The sequence below is a fragment of the Rhizobium sp. BR 314 genome (assembly GCF_047445805.1).
Classification (GTDB): domain Bacteria; phylum Pseudomonadota; class Alphaproteobacteria; order Rhizobiales; family Rhizobiaceae; genus Rhizobium; species Rhizobium lusitanum_B.
In genome coordinates this window covers 1-18,025 of sequence record NZ_JARWLA010000022.1, presented here as the reverse complement: position 1 = coordinate 18,025, position 18,025 = coordinate 1, and the positions used below count along the sequence as shown (strand labels likewise).

Annotated in this window: 16 protein-coding genes and 1 pseudogene; 13 read left to right on the top strand and 4 right to left on the bottom strand. The window is 59.3% G+C overall.

The genetic code is table 11. The annotated features are described in order from the left end of the window. Positions 1-54: 54 nt before the first annotated feature. From QD461_RS23540 to QD461_RS23515, 6 genes are all read left to right on the top strand, one after another. On the top strand, positions 55-1,641 hold the full coding sequence (locus QD461_RS23540) for an ABC transporter substrate-binding protein (protein WP_414089902.1): 1,587 nt from the start codon (positions 55-57) through the stop codon (positions 1,639-1,641). 33 nt (positions 1,642-1,674) lie between these two features. Next, a complete protein-coding gene (locus tag QD461_RS23535; protein WP_414089990.1) occupies positions 1,675-2,724 on the top strand; it encodes an ABC transporter permease in 1,050 nt (349 codons plus the stop codon). Continuing rightward, on the top strand, positions 2,721-3,578 hold the full coding sequence (locus tag QD461_RS23530; protein ID WP_414089901.1) for an ABC transporter permease: 858 nt from the start codon (positions 2,721-2,723) through the stop codon (positions 3,576-3,578). Before QD461_RS23535 ends, QD461_RS23530 begins: the two co-directional genes overlap by 4 nt. Further along, complete coding sequence (locus QD461_RS23525) at positions 3,571-4,395, top strand: ATP-binding cassette domain-containing protein (RefSeq protein WP_414089900.1); 825 nt, start codon at positions 3,571-3,573, stop codon at positions 4,393-4,395. The genes QD461_RS23530 and QD461_RS23525 overlap by 8 nt, the downstream gene beginning before the upstream one ends. Beyond that, positions 4,392-5,096, top strand: a complete 705-nt coding sequence (locus tag QD461_RS23520) for an ABC transporter ATP-binding protein (protein ID WP_414089899.1) — start codon at positions 4,392-4,394, stop codon at positions 5,094-5,096. Before QD461_RS23525 ends, QD461_RS23520 begins: the two co-directional genes overlap by 4 nt. Before the next feature lie 245 nt (positions 5,097-5,341). Continuing rightward, the gene (locus QD461_RS23515) at positions 5,342-6,229 is read left to right on the top strand and encodes a LysR family transcriptional regulator (RefSeq protein ID WP_414089898.1); all 888 of its coding nucleotides are present in this window, start codon (positions 5,342-5,344) and stop codon (positions 6,227-6,229) included. Positions 6,230-6,286: 57 nt separating this feature from the next. Here QD461_RS23515 and QD461_RS23510 read toward each other — a convergent pair whose 3' ends face one another. Next, positions 6,287-6,655: a CBU_0592 family membrane protein gene (locus QD461_RS23510; protein WP_414089897.1), complete on the bottom strand. Its 369-nt coding sequence runs from the start codon at positions 6,653-6,655 to the stop codon at positions 6,287-6,289. Between the two features lie 134 nt (positions 6,656-6,789). On the opposite strand from QD461_RS23510, the gene QD461_RS23505 reads away from it, so the two are divergent. The 7 genes from QD461_RS23505 (at position 6,790) to QD461_RS23475 (ending at position 15,386) form a co-directional block, all read left to right on the top strand. Further along, a complete protein-coding gene (locus QD461_RS23505) occupies positions 6,790-8,367 on the top strand; it encodes an ABC transporter substrate-binding protein (protein ID WP_414089896.1) in 1,578 nt (525 codons plus the stop codon). Next, positions 8,368-9,315 carry an ABC transporter permease gene (locus tag QD461_RS23500; protein WP_414089895.1) on the top strand — a complete coding sequence of 316 codons (948 nt, stop codon included), beginning with the start codon at positions 8,368-8,370 and terminating at the stop codon, positions 9,313-9,315. A gap of 4 nt (positions 9,316-9,319) precedes the next feature. Continuing rightward, a complete protein-coding gene (locus QD461_RS23495) occupies positions 9,320-10,138 on the top strand; it encodes an ABC transporter permease (protein ID WP_414089894.1) in 819 nt (272 codons plus the stop codon). Next, entirely contained in the window at positions 10,135-11,742 is a 1,608-nt protein-coding gene (locus tag QD461_RS23490; protein ID WP_414089893.1) for an ABC transporter ATP-binding protein, read from the top strand. Before QD461_RS23495 ends, QD461_RS23490 begins: the two co-directional genes overlap by 4 nt. A 62-nt stretch (positions 11,743-11,804) precedes the next feature. After that, positions 11,805-13,811, top strand: coding sequence for a CocE/NonD family hydrolase (locus QD461_RS23485; RefSeq protein ID WP_414089892.1), 2,007 nt, complete (start codon positions 11,805-11,807; stop codon positions 13,809-13,811). 488 nt (positions 13,812-14,299) lie between these two features. Continuing rightward, positions 14,300-14,614, top strand: coding sequence for an EthD family reductase (locus tag QD461_RS23480; RefSeq protein ID WP_184707295.1), 315 nt, complete (start codon positions 14,300-14,302; stop codon positions 14,612-14,614). A gap of 349 nt (positions 14,615-14,963) precedes the next feature. Next, the gene (locus tag QD461_RS23475) at positions 14,964-15,386 is read left to right on the top strand and encodes a DUF4168 domain-containing protein (RefSeq protein ID WP_414089989.1); all 423 of its coding nucleotides are present in this window, start codon (positions 14,964-14,966) and stop codon (positions 15,384-15,386) included. A 117-nt stretch (positions 15,387-15,503) separates the two neighbouring features. Here QD461_RS23475 and QD461_RS23470 read toward each other — a convergent pair whose 3' ends face one another. From QD461_RS23470 to QD461_RS23460, 3 genes and pseudogenes are all read right to left on the bottom strand, one after another. Next, entirely contained in the window at positions 15,504-16,346 is an 843-nt protein-coding gene (locus QD461_RS23470; RefSeq protein WP_414089988.1) for a carbohydrate ABC transporter permease, read from the bottom strand. A gap of 35 nt (positions 16,347-16,381) precedes the next feature. Continuing rightward, positions 16,382-17,275, bottom strand: coding sequence for a carbohydrate ABC transporter permease (locus tag QD461_RS23465; RefSeq protein ID WP_414089891.1), 894 nt, complete (start codon positions 17,273-17,275; stop codon positions 16,382-16,384). 65 nt (positions 17,276-17,340) lie between these two features. Further along, positions 17,341-18,025: pseudogene (locus QD461_RS23460) on the bottom strand (hypothetical protein); the annotation flags it as partial.

Genomic DNA, 18,025 nt, shown 5'->3' with positions numbered 1-18,025 from the left:
CAAGATCAAACCTGTTGCGGCTGCCGCGCAAAATGACATTTCAGGAGTTCATCTATGTCGATCACTGCAGTCCGTTCGCGCCTTTTGGGAACGGCATTCACTCTGGCGCTTATGCTCGGTGCGCCCGTCGCCCATGCCGAAACGCCGCCGAATGTCCTCGTCGTTGCTCAGTCGATCGATGACGCCGTGAGCTTCGATCCTGCCGAAGGTTTTGAGCTGACGACGGTTCAGTCCTTCAACAATGTATACCAGCGGCTGGTCCAGTCCAACCGCCAGGACGGCACCAAGATCGAGCCGGCGCTTGCCGCATCGTGGGTCGCCGGCAATGATGGCCGCAGCCTGACCTTCGAACTTGCTGACTCCAAATTCTCCTCGGGCAATCCGGTCCGTCCGGAAGATGTGATCTTTTCGCTGACGCGTGCCGTCAAGCTTAACAAGTCGCCTGCCTTCATTCTCAACGAATTGGGCTGGAAGGCCGACAATGTTGATGGCGCCATCACCAAGGTGGACGAGAAGCATGTGAAGCTGACCTGGTCCGCTGAGGTCGGTTCCGGGTTTGCATTGTCGCTTCTGACCGCGCCGATTGCCTCGATCGTCGACGAGAAGAGTGCCGCGCCGCAAGCGAAGGACGGTGATTTCGGTAATGCATGGTTGAAGACCAATTCGGCCGGCAGCGGCGCTTACACTATTGCCACTTACACGCCGCACGAGGCACTGGTGTTGCAGGCGAACGCCAATTCCAGTGACAAGCCGAAGCTCGACAGCGTCATCATCCGCAATGTTCCCGATGTCGGTGCGCGCCGTCTTCTCGTCGAGCAGGGCGATGCTGATATCGCCCGCGGTCTTTCGGCCGACCAGATTGAAGCCCTGAAGACGAAGGCTGGCGTCAAGGTCCTGTCGGTGCCGTCGGCTCGCACCGATTATATCCTCCTCAACACCAAGGCCAATCCGACGCTCGGCAATCCCGCCTTCTGGGAGGCTGCCCGCTACCTCGTCGATTATGATGGCATCGCCAAGAATCTGCTTCGCGGCCAGAGCTCGGTCCATCAGGCTTTCCTGCCGGTTGGCTTTCCCGGTGCATTGACCGACACGCCTTTCAAGCTCGACGTCGAAAAGGCCAAGAAGGTCCTGGCCGATGCCGGCATCAAGACGCCCTTCAAAGTCGAATTCATCGTCTTCAATGACCAGCCGTTCCTGTCGATCGCGCAGTCGCTGCAGGCGACCTTCGCGCAGGCGGGAATCACGCTCGACATCCAGCCGGGTGTAGCAAGCGACATCTACGCACGCGGCCGCTCGGGCAAATTCGAGATGACGCTGCGCTACTGGATCCCGGATTATTTCGATCCGCATTCCAACGCCAGCGCCTTTGCCATCAACAAGGACAATTCAACCAATACGGCTGCGAAGTATGCCGGCTGGGTTATTCCTGAACTGACCGACGAGACACTTTCAGCGGTCAAGGAGCAGGATGCCGCCAAGCGCGTTGCGCTCTATCAGGATCTTCAGAAAAAGATCCAGGCGAGCTCTCCCTTCATCTTTACTCTTCAAGGCAACGATCAGGTCGTGCTAAGCGACAAGGTGAAGAACTATGTCCAAGGTCTTAACGCAGACCAGGTCTATTATGACAAGGTGGAGAAGTAAGTGCCGCAAGCGGCAAGCCAATCCGATGCCGACATGACCAACTCCCGCCAGATGAAAGCCTGGCGGGAGTTGTCTTTCGTGCGCTCTTTTCTCTCGTGGGTCTGGTCTTTTGCGCTCACCCTTTTCGGGCTCGCGCTGGTAACCTTTGCCTTGACGCGTCTGTCGCCGATCGATCCCGCATTGCAGATGGTTGGCGATCATGCCAGTCAATCGACATACGAGCAGGCCCGCGCCGAGCTCGGCCTCGATCAACCCCTGCCGATGCAATTCCTTCGCTACGTCGAGACGGCCGCGTCGGGGAATTTAGGCCGATCGACCTCAACGGGACAGCCGGTTGCCAAGGACATTGCCCGGACCTTTCCGGCAACGATAGAGCTCGCGACCACGGCGATCATCCTCGGCTCGATTATTGGCCTCGCACTCGGGATCACGGCTGCGATGCGCCAGGGGACATGGCTTGACGGGATTGCGCGGATCGTCTCACTCTTCGGCTATTCGGTGCCGATCTTCTGGCTTGGTCTGCTGATGCTGCTGTTCTTTTATGCGCGGCTGCATTGGGCACCAGGTCCGGGGCGTGCCGATGTCGTCTTTCAATATACGGTTAAACCCGCCACCGGTTTTGCCCTGATCGATGCATGGCTATCGGGCAAACAGGGCGCCTTTCGCGATGCGCTGGCGCATCTCATCCTGCCGGCAACAGTACTCGCCTTTCATGCGCTTGCTGCCATTTCGCGGCTGACGCGGGCTGCGATCCTGACCGAGCTTGGACAGGAATATGTCACGACTGCGCGTGCCAAGGGCGCGAGCCTTTCCCGCATCGTCTTCACACATATCCTACCGAACATATCCGGGACGCTTCTGATCGTGATCGCCCTTTCCTATGCCAGCCTGCTTGAAGGGGCTGTGCTGACGGAGACCGTATTCGCCTGGCCCGGCATCGGCCGCTATCTGACGACGGCGATGTTTGCCGGCGACATGCCGGCGATCCTTGGCGCAACGTTGGTCGTCGGCATGTCTTTCGTCCTTCTGAACGCGCTGACGGATCTCGGCGTCGCACGGCTAGAAGTGGGGAAGAAGCGTTGAGCGCCGTTGTCCAGCATCCCTTCGAAGGGCCGTCTTTCCTGCGACGTGTCCTCCGATCACCATCGGCCGCGGCTGGCAGCATCGTCGTCCTCCTCATTCTTGCTGCCGCATTGCTGGCGCCCTGGATCGCGCCCTATGATCCCAATCTGCAGGAGACGGCCAATCGCCTGATGCCGCCAAGTGCGGCGCATTGGTTCGGCACGGACGGGTTCGGGCGCGATCTGCTATCTCGCATGATCTATGGTGCGCGGCCGACCTTGCTGCTGCTCTTGTTCGTCGTTCTCCTGATGGCTCCGCTCGGCATCCTCGTCGGCATACTGGCAGGCTATTTCGGCGGCATCACTGAGCGCATCCTCATGCGCATCACCGATGTCGTCATGTCCTTCCCGCGCCTGTTGCTCGCCTTTGCCTTCGTCGCGATCATGGGACCGGGTTTGGTCAATGGTGCCTTGGCACTATCGCTGACGAGTTGGCCCGCCTATGCCCGCCAGGCGCGGGTCGAGACGGCAGCGCTTCGCCGCAGCGACTATCTGGCCGCCGCCGAAATGGTTGGCATCAAAGGTATCCGGCTGCTTTACGGTCATGTGCTGCCGCTGGTGTTACCATCGGCGATCATCCGGTTGGCCCTTGATCTATCAGGCATCATTCTGGCCGCGGCCGGGCTCGGCTTTCTCGGGCTCGGCGTGCGCCCGCCGACGGCGGAGTGGGGCGCCATGGTCTCGGAGGGCACGCAGGTCATCTTCGATCAATGGTGGGTGGCGGCAGTGCCCGGCTTTGCCATTCTCATCACCTCCTTGGCCTTTAATCTCTTGGCTGACGGTCTGCGCGACATACTGGATCCGCGTCATGGCTGAAGCGCTGCTAACCGTTGAGGACCTGTCGGTTTCCTTTCCATCCGAGGTCGGTCCGGTGCGTGTCGTCGACGGCATCGACTTTACGGTCGGTCGAGAAATCGTCGCGCTCGTCGGCGAGTCCGGGTCCGGAAAGTCAATGACGGGGAGAGCCATCATGGGGCTGCTGCCGCGCACGGCGACAGTCCAGGCAAAGCGTCTGTCATTCGACGAACGGAACCTCCTTTCTCTTGCGCCTTCCGGCTGGAACGCCCTCCGGGGAAAGGACATCGGGCTCGTCCTTCAGGATCCGAAATATTCGCTCAATCCAGCGCATAAGGTCGGTCGCCAGGTTGAAGAGACATTGTTGTTGCATACACGCCTTTCGGCTGCGGAGCGACGCGAGCGGGCACTCGATATGCTCGACATGGTCGGTCTTCCCGATCCCGAGCGTGTCTATTCGAGCTATCCTGCGGCACTCTCGGGTGGCATGGGGCAGCGCGTGATGATCGCGGCAATGCTGATCAATCGCCCGAAACTGCTGATCGCCGACGAGCCGACCTCAGCGCTCGACCGAGAACTTCAAAACCAGATATTGGCGCTGCTGCGCTCGCTGACCGAACAATTCGGGATGGGGTTGTTGCTGATCAGCCATGATCTGCAGCAGGTATCGCGATATGCAGATCGTGTGATTGTGCTGAGAAGCGGCCGCATCGACGAGGAACTGGCCGCAGCGGATCTGGCCAATGCGCAATCCGACTATACACGCGCGCTCTGGGCCGCACGGCCGTCGGCTGAAACCTACGGCACCCGCCTGCCGGTCTATGGGGTAGGCACATGAACGCCCTTTCCGTTTCCGATCTTTCTATTAGCTTTTCCGGCACACGCCAGTCGTTTACTGCGGTCCGCGGTGTCAGCTTCGACATTGCGAGCGGCGAGACCTTTGGTCTCATCGGTCAGTCCGGTTGCGGCAAGACGACGGTGCTGCGCGCCATTGCCGGACTAAACACCAGCTGGCAAGGCGCTATTTCCGTTTTTGGCGCACCGCTTCAAGCTGGCAAAAAGATCGCTGGCAGTCTGCGTGATAATATCCAGATGGTGTTTCAGGATCCGTACTCTTCGCTGCATCCACGGCACAGCATCATGCGCATTCTCGGCGAGCCATTATCGCTGAGGGGGATAAAGGATATCGATGCTCAGGTGCAGACGGCGCTTGATCAGGTCGGTCTCCCGGCAGCGGCAAGCAGTCGCTATCCGCACCAGCTTTCCGGCGGCCAACGGCAGCGGGTGGCCATCGCGCGCGCATTGCTGTTGCGGCCGAAGCTCTTGCTTCTTGATGAGCCGACCTCTGCGCTGGATGTTTCCGTCCAGGCCGGCATCCTCAATCTGCTCAATGATCTGAAGGAGCTGCACGCCATGACATTCGTCCTTGTCAGCCACGATCCCGGCGTCGTGGCCCACATGTGCGACCGTGCCGCGATCATGGAGAAGGGGTCGATCAAGCACATCCTCGATCGCGGCGGCCTTTCCCGCATGCGCTAGGGTAGGATAGAGCGAGTTCGTTCGATATCGATCCGCTGATCGCGCCGGGCGATGCTTGCTTGAGGGCAAGCCTAAACCAGCTCGTGAAACCGCAGGAGCGGAGTGAACGCAAGACGAGTGAAGGAGGGTTATCAGCCTATCATATTACCATGACAGGCCAAAATCCCGACGATATCGATCTTGCTGTTTGCGCATTGCGGTATTAGGGCAATCCCGACATTTGGAATTCTTGAAAGCATTTATTCATGGAAGGTGGACGCCAATCCATGCCGCCATTGAACGCACTCGTCGTCTTCGACAGTGCAGCCCGGCTTGGTAGCTTCTCTCGTGCCGGACTGGAACTGGGCCTTACCCAAAGTGCCATCAGTCGTCAGATCGGCAAGCTCGAAGCCTTCATCGGCTCGAAGCTGTTCAACCGACTGCCGCTTGGCGTTCAACTGACCGCGATCGGCGAGACCTATGCATCGGAAGTCAGCCGTCTTCTTGGCGATCTGAGCGCCGTTACCGACGGGCTGCGGGCATGGACAGGCCCCCGGCAGATTACCATTGCCTGCTCGCGTGGCATTGCCGACCAGTGGTTCCTGTCGCGCGTCGCCATTCTGAAGGCCGAAATTCCCGGCATTGAAATTCGCCTGCGCGTGACCGACGATGTCGCCCATCTGCGACTAGACGAATTCGACCTTGCAATCTTCTATCGCAAGGAACGGCCAATTGGCGTCAATCTCACCGTTCTCGGCCAGGAGGAGATCGTGCCGGTCTCGGCGCCGGGTTCGCTCCACATTATGGAGCAGACCGCGCCCGTTCTGCTCGCCATCGAGGATACGATGCGCGAATGGCAGGGATGGCCGGAATGGTGGCAAGACGCAAAGCTTGCACCGCCGGCCGGTGCGCTGGAATGGCGGCTCGGTGACTATGGCCTGTGCGTGGCTGCAGCCACGCAGGGCATCGGCATCACGCTCGGCTGGACCTGGCTCATAGGGGAGCAACTGGCCTCAGGAACGCTGGTTCCCGTTCACAGTCACATTATGCGGTCGGGTGCCTATTTCTATCTGATGCGTCCGGCTGACCGGCATCAACGTAAGATCGTGCGCGAAGTATCCGATTGGCTGATAGCCAGTAACGCGCCCATGTGATCACATGAAAATGATCGGGCCCAGCGAATGGGCCCAATACATCTCGTCATCTCACTACTACGCTGCGCGCCTGCGTGAAATCATGCGGAAGCGCGCATATCCGACCACGGTAATAATCAGCCATGCGACCTGCGAGATCAGCGATCCCAGGTTGAAATTCCACATCAGCGAATAGATGAGCGCAACGCCGCCTGCGACGTTGAGCACGGTGACCAAAAAGTCGTCAACCGTCAAAATGCGTAATTGAAGCAACGCATAAGCCGTCAGATAGAAGGCGGCTCCCAAAAGGCCGACAATGTCGGGCATACTCATTTCGAACTCCAGGATTATCCAAATCCAAAAAGGCAGGTTGTGCTTTTCTTGCGAAATGCGCCTCCCGCCATCACGTTTGCGACGCTCCTTTAATCCTGTTCCAGCAAATGCCAAGCCATGCATTTTGCATGGGGCTATGCACAAAAGTCATACCCGAAAATAGAGTATTTGCCCTTGAATATGGGGCCCGCGGTAAGATACCCACCGGCAAAATCCTATGAGCTATGAATTAAACACAGGGGTAACGAATGCTCGAGCAGAAAAACCAGGTTCAATTGACGCGCCGCACATTCATGTCGGGTGTAGCCGGATTGGGTCTGGCCAGCATCGGCGGCATGAGCGGGCTGATCACATCGCCCGCAGCCGCCGCAAGCGAGGGTACACCGAAAAAAGGCGGTTTGCTCAAGCTTGGCATTGGCGGCGGCAGCACCACCGATAATTTCGATCCGCGTCTTCTGAAGGATTGGGTGCCGGTCAATCAGGCCTACATGCTGATGAACGGCCTTGTGGAAATCGACGCCAACAACAAGGCGGTGCCTGAGCTCTTCGAAAGCTGGGAACCTTCGGCAGATGCCAGGGAATGGACGTTCAAGGTCCGCCAAGGCGTGACCTTCCACAATGGCAAGACGCTCGATGCCGACGATATCCTCTATTCGATCAACCTGCATCGCGGTGAAACCTCGTCCGGTGCACGATCGCTTGCATCGGAGTTCACCGACGTTGCCAAGATCGATGCCGGTACGATCAAGATCACGCTCAAGAGCGGTAACGCCGATCTTCCTTATGTCCTGTCGGACTACCATTTCCTCGTCGTCCCGAAGGACTGGACCGATTTCAACAAGCCCGTCGGCACCGGCCCCTTCGTCTATGAAAGCTTCCAGCCGGGCGTCCGTGCCCGCTTCAAGCGCAATGAAAGCTACTGGAAGCCGAACACGGCATGGGTCGATGCGGTCGAAGTCATCGTCATCAACGATGTGTCTGCCCGCACCAATGCGATGATGTCCGGCCAGGTCCATGCGATCAACCAGCTCGACTTCAAGACCGTCGATCTTTTGAAGCGCAATCCGAACCTCAACATCGTCCAATCGGCCGGCGGCCAGCATTTCTCCTTCCTGATGGATTGCACGCAGGCGCCGTTTACCGACAACAACATCCGGCTTGCCCTGAAATATGCGATCGATCGCGAGCAGCTCCTGAAAACGGCTCTGCGCGGCTATGGTCGCCTCGGCAACGACAATCCGATCCCAAGCACGGATCCGTACTTCGATGCCGCTCTGCCGCAGCGCGCCTATGATCCGGAAAAGGCCAAATACTATCTGAAACAGGCCGGCATGAGCTCCCTCAAGATCCAGCTTTCTGCGTCTGATGCAGCCTTTACCGGCGCCGTCGACGCTGCGGCCATCGTCCGCACGGCTGCCGCCAAGACCGGGATCGAGATCGGCATCAAGCGCGAACCGGCAGACGGTTATTGGGACAATGTCTGGATGAAGGCGCCCTTCTGCATGTCCTATCGCGGCGGCCGCCCGACCACGGACCAGGCCTTGAGCGTCGCCTATGTCTCCAATGCATCGCAGAACGACACCCATTGGAAGAACGCCGATTTCGATGCCAAGCTGCTGGAAGCCCGCGCCATGCTTGATCCTGCAAAGCGCAAGGAAATCTATGCCGAACTGCAGGCTTCCCTCAGCAATGACGGCGGCGCGCTTATCCCGATGTTCGGCGATTATCTCGACGCCACCTCCAAGAAGCTGAAGGGTGTGACGACCCACCCGATGTTCAATCTGATGGGTGCGCGCCTCGCTGAAAAAGTCTGGCTGGAAGCGTAAATGACTGTTCTAATCCTGAAGCGTGTGGGGCTCGGGCTCCTCACGCTGTTCCTGGTGTCGGCGTTGATTTTCGCCGGCACGCAGATCCTGCCCGGCGACGTGGCGTCGGCCATCCTCGGCCAGAATGCGACACCTGAGGCGCTCGCGACGCTGCGCGAAAGCCTCGGTCTCAATCAACCACTTTTCACGCGTTACATCTCATGGCTGGCAGGCTTCCTGACCGGCGATCTCGGCACGTCGCTTGCAAACCAACAGCCGGTGGCCGACCTGTTGTGGCCGCGCTTCTGGAACACCATGGCGCTGGCCGCCTTTGCCGGCGTCATCAGCGTGCCGCTTGCCATTCTGCTTGGTCTCCTGACTGCAGTGAAGCGCGGCGGCATATTCGATCGCATCGTCAACATCATCGCGCTCGCCTTCGTGTCCCTGCCGGAGTATTTCCTCGGCCTGCTGCTGATCCTGTTCCTGTCGATCCGCTTCAATCTACTTCCGAGCCTGGCGGATACCTATGAAGGAATGACCTTCCTCGAGTGGATACAGGCGACTGCGCTTCCCGCGCTGACGCTGGTTCTCGTCACCGTCGCGCAGATGATGCGCATGACCCGCACGGCCGTACTGTCGGTGATGGATCAGGCCTACGTCGAGACCGCATATCTGAAGGGCCTGCGGACCAAACGTGTGGTGGTCAGACATGCGCTTCCCAATGCGGCCGCGCCGATCGTCAACGTCGTGGCGTTCAACATTGCCTACCTGATCACCGGCGTCGTGCTCGTCGAGGCGGTCTTCAACTACAACGGCCTTGGCCGTTTCATGGTCGATGCCGTCTCCAAGCGCGACTTGCCATTGGTGCAGGCCGCAGCCCTGGTTTTCGGCGCGGCCTACGTCATTCTCAATATCATCGCGGATGTCGCTGCCATCGCCCTCAATCCGCGACTGAGGCATTCCCGGTAGAGCCATGAAGAAATCCATCCCCTTCACGGCTTGGCTTGGCCTTGCCATCGTCGCCATTGCGATTGCCCTGTTCCTCTTCGGGCCGATGATCGCGCCCCATGGCCAGGAGGAAATCGTCGGTGCACCGTTCGATCCTCCATCCGCGGATTTCTGGTTCGGCCTCGACCAGAACGGTCGCGACATGCTTTCACGGCTGCTCTATGGCGCGCAGATGTCCATTGGCGTTTCACTCGCCGCATCGCTGCTCTCGTTCGGCATTGGCGTGCCACTTGGCTTCCTTGCCGCCATCTTCGGCGGCTGGATCGACACCATCCTCTCGCGGATCGTTGATACCGTCATGTGTATTCCGGTGCTGATATCGGCACTCGTTGTCCTGCAGGCGCTTGGCTCGTCGCTGCCGGTGTTGATCATCACCATCGCGGTGCTCGATTCCACCCGCGTTTTCCGCCTGGCTCGGATCGTCGCGCAAGGGGTCAATGTGCTGGAATATGCCGAAACCGCCCGTCTTCGCGGCGAGGGCCTCGGCTGGCTGATCTGGCGCGAGATCCTGCCGAACACTCTGCCGCCACTGATCGCCGAGTTCGGATTGCGCTTCTGTTTCACCTTCCTGTTCGTCGCCGGCCTGTCGTTTCTGGGCCTCGGTATCCAGCCGCCATTTGCGGACTGGGGCGGCATGGTCAAGGACAACCAGCAGGCCATCCTCTATGGACTGTATGCGCCCCTTTATCCGGCCGCTGCCATTGCGATCCTCACGGTCGGTATCAACCTCGTCGTCGATTGGCTTCTCGGCGGACGTGCAACGACGCAAGGGGCGGATAGATGAGCAACGATCTCGTACTCAAGATGACGGGCCTTATGGTCAAGGCGCCGACGGGTGCAACGCTTGTCGATCACGTCGATGTCGAACTGCAGCGCGGCCAGGTGCTGGGGTTGATCGGCGAGTCCGGCGCCGGCAAGTCCACCATCGGGCTTGCGGCAATGGGCTACGGCCGCGGCGGCTGCAAGATTACCGAGGGGCTCATCGTCGTCGATGGCATCTCGTTGATGGAGGGAACGCGGGAGGCCCGCGAGGCCATTCGCGGCGCGCGCATCGCCTATGTCGCGCAAAGTGCGGCCGCCTCCTTCAATCCGGCGCACCGTATCGGCCAGCAGATCATGGAGGGGCCGCTCTATCACGGCCTGATGTCGAAGGCGGAAGCCAAAGCCTGGATGCTGGAACTGCTGCATGCGTTGCAGCTTCCCGATCCCGAAACCTTCGCCAACCGCTACCCGCACCAGGTTTCCGGCGGACAGCTTCAGCGTGCAATGGTCGCCATGGCCATGTCTTGCCGTCCCGACATTCTGGTGCTTGACGAGCCGACGACCGCGCTTGACGTGACGACGCAGATCGAGGTGCTGGCGCTCCTGCGCAGCCTGATCCAACGCTATAGGACGGCGGCACTCTACATCACCCATGATCTCGCTGTCGTCGCCCAAATCGCTGACCGCATCATGGTTCTGCGTCACGGCAAGATGGTCGAACTCGGCTCCGCCGAAGACGTATTGGAAGCGCCCAAGCAGGATTATACCCGCCGTCTGGTTGCCGAACGCGAGGCAAGCATCGCTGGAGAGCAGGCCGAACTGAAGACCGGCGATATGCTGCTCGAAGTGAAGAATGCGACGGCCTATTATGGCAAGAAGCTGGTTCTGGCCGATGTGAACTGCCATGTTCGCCGCGGCGAGACACTTGCGATCGTCGGCGAATCCGGTTCCGGCAAATCGACGCTTGCCCGCATTATTGCCGGCCTGCCTCCGCATTCGAGCGGGGTCATCACGCTTGTCGGTCAACGCCTGCCCGGCAGCTACAAGCAACGCTCGCGCGAAGAACTTCGTCGCATCCAGCTCGTCTATCAGCTTCCCGACGTAGCGCTCAACCCGCGACAGACGGTCGGAGAAATCATCGGGCGTCCGATGAAGTTCTATTTCGGGATGACGGAAGATCAGCGCAAAGTTGAGATCGCCCGTCTCCTCGAGCTGATCGGGCTGCCGACGGATTTTGCCGGTCGCCTGCCGGGAGCTCTGTCCGGCGGACAAAAGCAGCGTGTCTGTATTGCCCGTGCACTTGCTGCCAAGCCGGATCTCATCATTTGCGACGAGGTCACCTCGGCACTCGATCCGCTGGTCGCGGAGGAAATTCTGAAGCTTCTGCGCAAGCTGCAGGACGAGCTCAGCGTCTCCTATCTCTTTATCACCCATGATCTTGGCGTCGTGCGGCGTCTCGCCGACCGCACCATGGTCATGCAAAAGGGCAGGGTGGTTGAAACCGGCACGACGAAGGCCATTTTCGAACCGCCTTACGAAGCCTATACGAGACAGCTCATTACTTCTGTTCCGGAGCTGCGTCGCGACTGGCTCGACGATATTTTGAAAGCGCGCGTCGCTGGCTAGCTGGCGGGCGCAGCACAAATGCCGCAGCATAATTCTTGCATTCAAATCCATTGGAACCGACCATGACCGTAAACGTCACAGAGCATTTGTGGATCACCATGAAGGACGGCACGCGCCTCGGCGCACGTCTTTGGCTGCCGGAAGGTGCCGATAAGACGCCGTTGCCGGCCGTGCTTGAATATATCCCCTATCGCAAGCGCGACGGCACGCGTGGTCGCGACGAGCCGATGCATGGCTATTTCGCCGAGAACGGCTATGCGGCTATCCGCGTCGACATGCGTGGCACCGGCGAATCTGACGGGCACATGGCCGACGAATATATCCAGCAGGAGCAGGACGATGCGCTGGAAGTCATCGCCTGGATCGCTGAACAGACCTGGTGCGACGGCAATATCGGCATGATGGGCAAGAGCTGGGGCGGGTTCAACGGCCTTCAGGTCGCCGCATGCCGTCCGCCAGCGCTCAAGGCGATCATCACCGCCTATTCGACCGACAACCGCTTTACCGACGACATCCACTACATGGGCGGCCTGCTGCTCAACGACAATCTGTGGTGGGGCACGATCATGCTCGCCTACCAGTCGCGGCCGCTCGATCCTGAGATCGTCGGCGCTGGATGGCGCGATGCCTGGATCGAGCGCCTGGAGCGCCTGCCGTTCTTCCCGGCGCTGTGGCTCGAACATCAGCACTACGACGAATACTGGAAGCATGGCTCGATCTGCGAGGACTGGTCGGCAATCCAGTGTCCGGTTCTCGCAATCGGCGCCTGGAGCGACAGCTACACGAATGCCGTGCCGCGGCTTCTCGAAGGCTTGCAGGTTCCCTCCCGCGGCATCATCGGACCATGGGGCCATATCTATCCGCAGGACGGCGTTCCGGGTCCGGCAATCGGCTTCCTCCAGGAAGCGGTCCGCTGGTGGGATCAGTGGCTGAAGGGCAAGGACACCGGCGTCATGGACGAGCCGAAGTTGCGCGCCTATCTCTGCGACACGATCGAGCCGACCGGTACACGCACCTTCACCGACGGTCGCTGGGTCGGTGAGGCGGAATGGCCGTCGAAGTCGATTGCGTCGAAAACCTTCGCACTCGGCGCTGACTATTCCCTCGGCAAGCCTGAGGCAGCTTCCGCTCTGCTTGCGATTTCGTCACCCAACAGCCACGGCAAGGCCGGTGGCGAATGGATGGGTACTGGCTGCGTCGGCGAACATCCGACCGACCAGCGTCTCGACGATGGCGGTTCGCTCAACTTCGATACGGCTGTCCTTGCCGAGGATCTCGATATTCTCGGCGCTCCGGTCGCGCGGCTGCGCTTCAGCGTCGACCAGCCAGTCGCTCAGGTGTCGCTGCGTCTAAGCGATATTCTTCCAGACGGCCGCGTGACGCGCGTCAGCTATCAGGTTTTCAACCTCAACCACATTCATGGCCACGACAGGCCGGAAATGCTGGTGCCTGGCACGACCTATGAGATCGCGATCAAGCTCAACGATTGCGGCTACAGCTTCAAGAAGGGCCACCGCATCCGGCTTTCGGTTGCCACTGGCTACTGGCCGATGGTCTGGCCGTCGCCGAAACGCGTTACGCTCATGCTCGATACGGGCGCCTCGGCTCTCGATCTGCCTGTTCGCCCGCAGTCGTGCAACAAGGATGAAGTCGCATTCGACAAGCCGGCCCATGGGCCAGCGACGCCGATCACCCAGCTCGATCCGGGCAGTGTGCGCCGCTGGAGCGAACAGGACCACGTGACGGGCGAAACGCTTTACGTGACGGAAGGCATCGGCGGTCTGTTCGGCGAAGGCGTACTGCGCTTCGACGACATCGGCACCGAGCTGAGCCACAGCCTGAAGCGCGAACTGCGCGTGCGCGACGATGACCCGCTTTCCGCATCCTATGTTCTGACCCAGCAGTATCGTATGGGACGCGAAGGCTGGATGGTCGATATCAACAGCACGACCAGCATGCGCTCGGACGCCGAGAATTTTCATATCTCCGGCGTGCTGACCGCTAAGGCGAATGGCGCGGTCGTCAAGACCCGCGAATGGAAACAAACCATCCCACGCGATCATCTCTAATCGTCAGCCATCGAACGCCACTCCAATGCTCAGCCTGGAGTGGCGTTCATTATCATGACTTGGACTGATGCATCAGGTCATGCACTCGTAAATTGCTGTTGGTAGCGAAAGGCTCTGATTCAAGCTTCCGCAGGGAACCGCGGACGGCTCGGCGCTGCAACGAGTTGACGGATTTCGAGTGGTCGGTAGTCAAGCGGGCGCTATCGACCAAGCCGCGTGCGGCTCATGAGCCAACATCAAGCTGATGCCCGGCCGCAAACGCGGCCCGCCGTTCAGCGCCTTCCTCAATCGCTCTGCGGCAAACTTGGCGAACGCTTCTTCGGCGAACTCTAGCACTTCCGTTCCTCGCCACCTGCTTCGGAAAGTACGGCGAAAACCATATTTCTCCCGTCAAACGTGCTTCAGCCAAAATCTGGTTGTGCTTTATCAGCTGGTGGCCTAGAAAGGCTTCGCGGACGCTCGGAGAGGCGTTCAGGCAGGAGCCCGACATGATTAAGATGAGCGTTTACTATCCGGCCGATGGCGGCTCCAAGTTCGATCACGACTACTACCGCACCCATCACCTGCCACTGATCCAGCAGCGGCTCGGCGATGCCTGCCTGCGCTACGAGATCGAGAAGGGCCTCGTGGGTCGCGAACCTGGCAGCGCGCCGGAGTTCGTCGCGGCGTGCCACGTCTACTCGCCGAGCCTTGAGACGTTCCAGGCGGCGTTCGGCCCCCACCGCGCGGAGATCGTCGCGGATGTCGCCAACTATACGGACATCGTGCCCATCGTGCAGTTCAGCGAAATCGTTGGAGTGTAGAGGGCCTCAGCGCGTCAGGTGCAGCCGTTGAACCTTCCGGGATCGGCGTGGTGCAGGCGCACCTGACCCCTGGTGACGTGGCCGGTGTCGGACCGGTCGACGCTCGGGAACAGGTCGTTGCTGGCGAAGCAAAAGCGACCTTGCACTGGGGAAACTCGCTCCAGCCACAAAACCGCCGCCTCGTGGCCGGCGGATCGCCGTGCTATTGCCCCGCAGAAAACATTTGACGGTCGCATTGTCGCCAGATCGTTCCTCAACCCTGGCCAACGGCAAAATCAACGCACTATGCCGCCATTCGCTCTACCCCGTTAAAGAGGTGTTTCACCAGCACTATCGAAGAGGAATTGAGATGATCAATCGCTATATCCCCGTCGCATCGCTAACAGTTGCGGCCTTGAGCCTGATGTTTATCAGCAACTCGGCTTTTGCACAGCAAGCGACGCAAGACAAGCAACCAAATCAAGTTCAAACAGGTAGCGCCGCCACGGCCGCACCTGTCAGCGATCAAAAAATCGATGCTTTTACAGTCGCCTATCTCAAGGTGGACAAGATCAAGCAGGACTATTCGGCCAAGATAGGAGCAACAGCTGATCCCACTGCAAAGCAACAGCTGCAAGCCGAGGCAAGTAAGCAGATGGTGCAGGCTGTTCAGACGTCACCGGACATGTCGGTAGACGAATACAACGCTATCCTAGCTGCCGCAAAGAAGGATCCGGCGCTCGTTAAGAAGGTTCAGGACAAAATTCAGAAAACTGCGCCTGCACAGCAGTAAGCGGAACGACCGTCAAACAAATGGTCACATATAGCTGCGCCAAGTCCCGCAACCTTGGCGCAGCGCCAACCGCAGTTTCATTGCAATACCAGTGGATCGGTTTGATGAGTGGCGCCGCTAACCCTTGATCCCGGCTGATAACATGATGGCGCGTGTGATCTGCCTTTGGAAGAGAAGGTACAGAATGGCGACGGGAAGACCGGCCAGAACCGCTGCCGCCATGTCCTTGGCGAAACGCACGCCGAAGACATCCTTCACCTGGGTGATACCGACCGGGATGGTGATTGTGGCGTCCGACGTCGCAACCAGGAACGGCCAGAGGAAATTGTTCCATGCCGCGATGAAAGTTGTAATGCCCAGTGCGGTCATGACACCCCAGTTCATCGGCACATAGATCTTCCAAAGCGTCGTCAAATGCCCGGCATTGTCGAGCATCGCCGCCTCGCGAAACTCCTTCGGGATCTGGTCGAAGAACTGTTTGAGAATGATGATCACGGATGGGACGACCAACTGCGGCAGCACGATGCCGCCCCAGCTGTTGATGAGACCGAATGTGTTCATCAGCACGAAATGATTGATGATGAGCGCTTCCGCCGGCACCATCACCGAGGCGATCAGTGCGCCATAGATCAGGCGCCGTCCGGGAAATTGAATCTGGCTGAGCGCATAAGCGCAGCAGACGCTTATCGCCAGCACCACGATCGCGATGATCGCCGATGTGCCGACTGAGTTGATATACCATTGCACGATGCTCGAATGCGCGATCACATAGCGATAGGGCTCAAGCGTCGGCGCCGAGGGAAGGAGCGAGGTGGTTCGGCTCACCACTTCGGTATCGGATTTGAGCGAGGTTACGATCGCCCAGTAAAGGGGAAAAAACCAGATCAGCGCTCCGAAAAGGGTCAGCGCTGTAAGCCCGCGGCTCACCCATTTGCCCGAGGCAACGCTTCTGGTCGCCATTGTCAGGCCTGCCCGCTGATCAATCATCGAAATGCTCATTTTTCGCCTCGCGCGCGCAGGAACTGATATTGCAGGACGGAGGCAATCAGGATGATGACGAACAGGATGGTGGCGACCGCTGCACCTTCTCCGCCCTTGTTCTGTTTGAAGGCGAGGTCGTAGATGACTGTCATGACCACGGATTGCGCATCGGCCGGCGTATGAGCGAAGTAGCCGAGCAGGTAGGGCTGCGCAAAGATCTTGAATTGTGCAATCAGCTGCAGCGTCAGCACCAATGCGGTCACTGGCCAGATCAGCGGCCAGGTAATTTTCGAAAACACGCGCCAGCGGCTGGCATTGTCGAGTGCAGCGGCCTCATAAACATCGGGCGAGATGCTGCGCAGCGCGGCAAGAAACAGCAGGATGTTGAAGCCGATTGTCCACCAGATGGTGACGACAGCGACCGAGGGCATGAAATACGAGGGAGCGCGCAGCACCGGTAGCGGTCGGCCACCGGTAAACAGACCGATAAGGTTCTGGAGGACGCCATATTGCATGTTTGCAATCCAGGTCCAGATCTGCGTCACGACGGAAACCGGCAGGATCGACGGAAGAAAAAAGCATGCCAGGACCAGCATCTGTATGCGCCCGGTCAAGCGGCTGACGCCCATCGCGATGACAAGCGCGAGGAGCGTACCCGGGACGACGGTCAGGACTATGAAATACAGCGTGTTCAGAAGCGCTTTTTGCAGTTGCAGCGACGACAATTGGCGCATGTAATTGTCGAGACCGACCCATTCGCCGGGACCAATCAGCGGCGCATTGGTCAGGCTCATCGCTACCATCCGCCATGTCGGATAGGCAAAGATGATCAGAAAGGTAATAACCGCAGGCGCAACCAACAGCGCTGCGATCATGTTGTCCTTCTTCCTGTTGCTGACTGCGGCCATCTGTTACCTGCCTCGGTTTGCGATCCCGGGGCTTGCTCCAGCCCCGGGACTGTTGACGTGAGATATCACTGAGAGTTCATGTGATCGCGGAACTTCTGAAGTGTTTCCTTGGCATCTCCCTCGCCGTTCAGCGGGCCGGACGCCATGTTCTGCCAGTCATCGTCGAATTTGGATGCGGCACCGGTGAGCGGCGTTTTCGGCATGTAGAAGGCGTTGAGCGCCATCGCGGCATAGTCCGCTTGCGGCTTGAGTGCCTTGTAGGCATCAGACGTGCTGACGGGCAGATAAGCCGGAATATGACCGGCTGCGGCCCATTCCAGGGAATTCACATTCATCCAATGGATGACTTCAAGCACCGCGGCGCGCTTCTCCGGCGTCATCTTCACCCCGACATTGTTGGGGATCACGAAGGAATGCGAGTCCGACCAGTTGGCGGGCTTGCCCATCCAGGCCGGGATGTTGACCATACCATAATCGAAACCATTGCCCTTGGCCTTTTCGGTTTCCATGGTCGGCAGTTCCCAGTTGCCGTTGAGGAAGAAGGCGGATTGCCCGGCGAGGAAGGTCGGGGTGATGGTTTCGGAATCGATATAGGGTTGCGCCCAACCTTGCTTCACCCAATCGGCAACCTCGTTGTAGGCCTTCTCCATCTTGCCGAGATTGTCCCCTTGCAGGAACTTGCCATTGGCGGTCAACTCGCCGCCGAGCTGGCCAAACAGCGTGTAGATATCGCGCAGGTCGCCGTTGGAC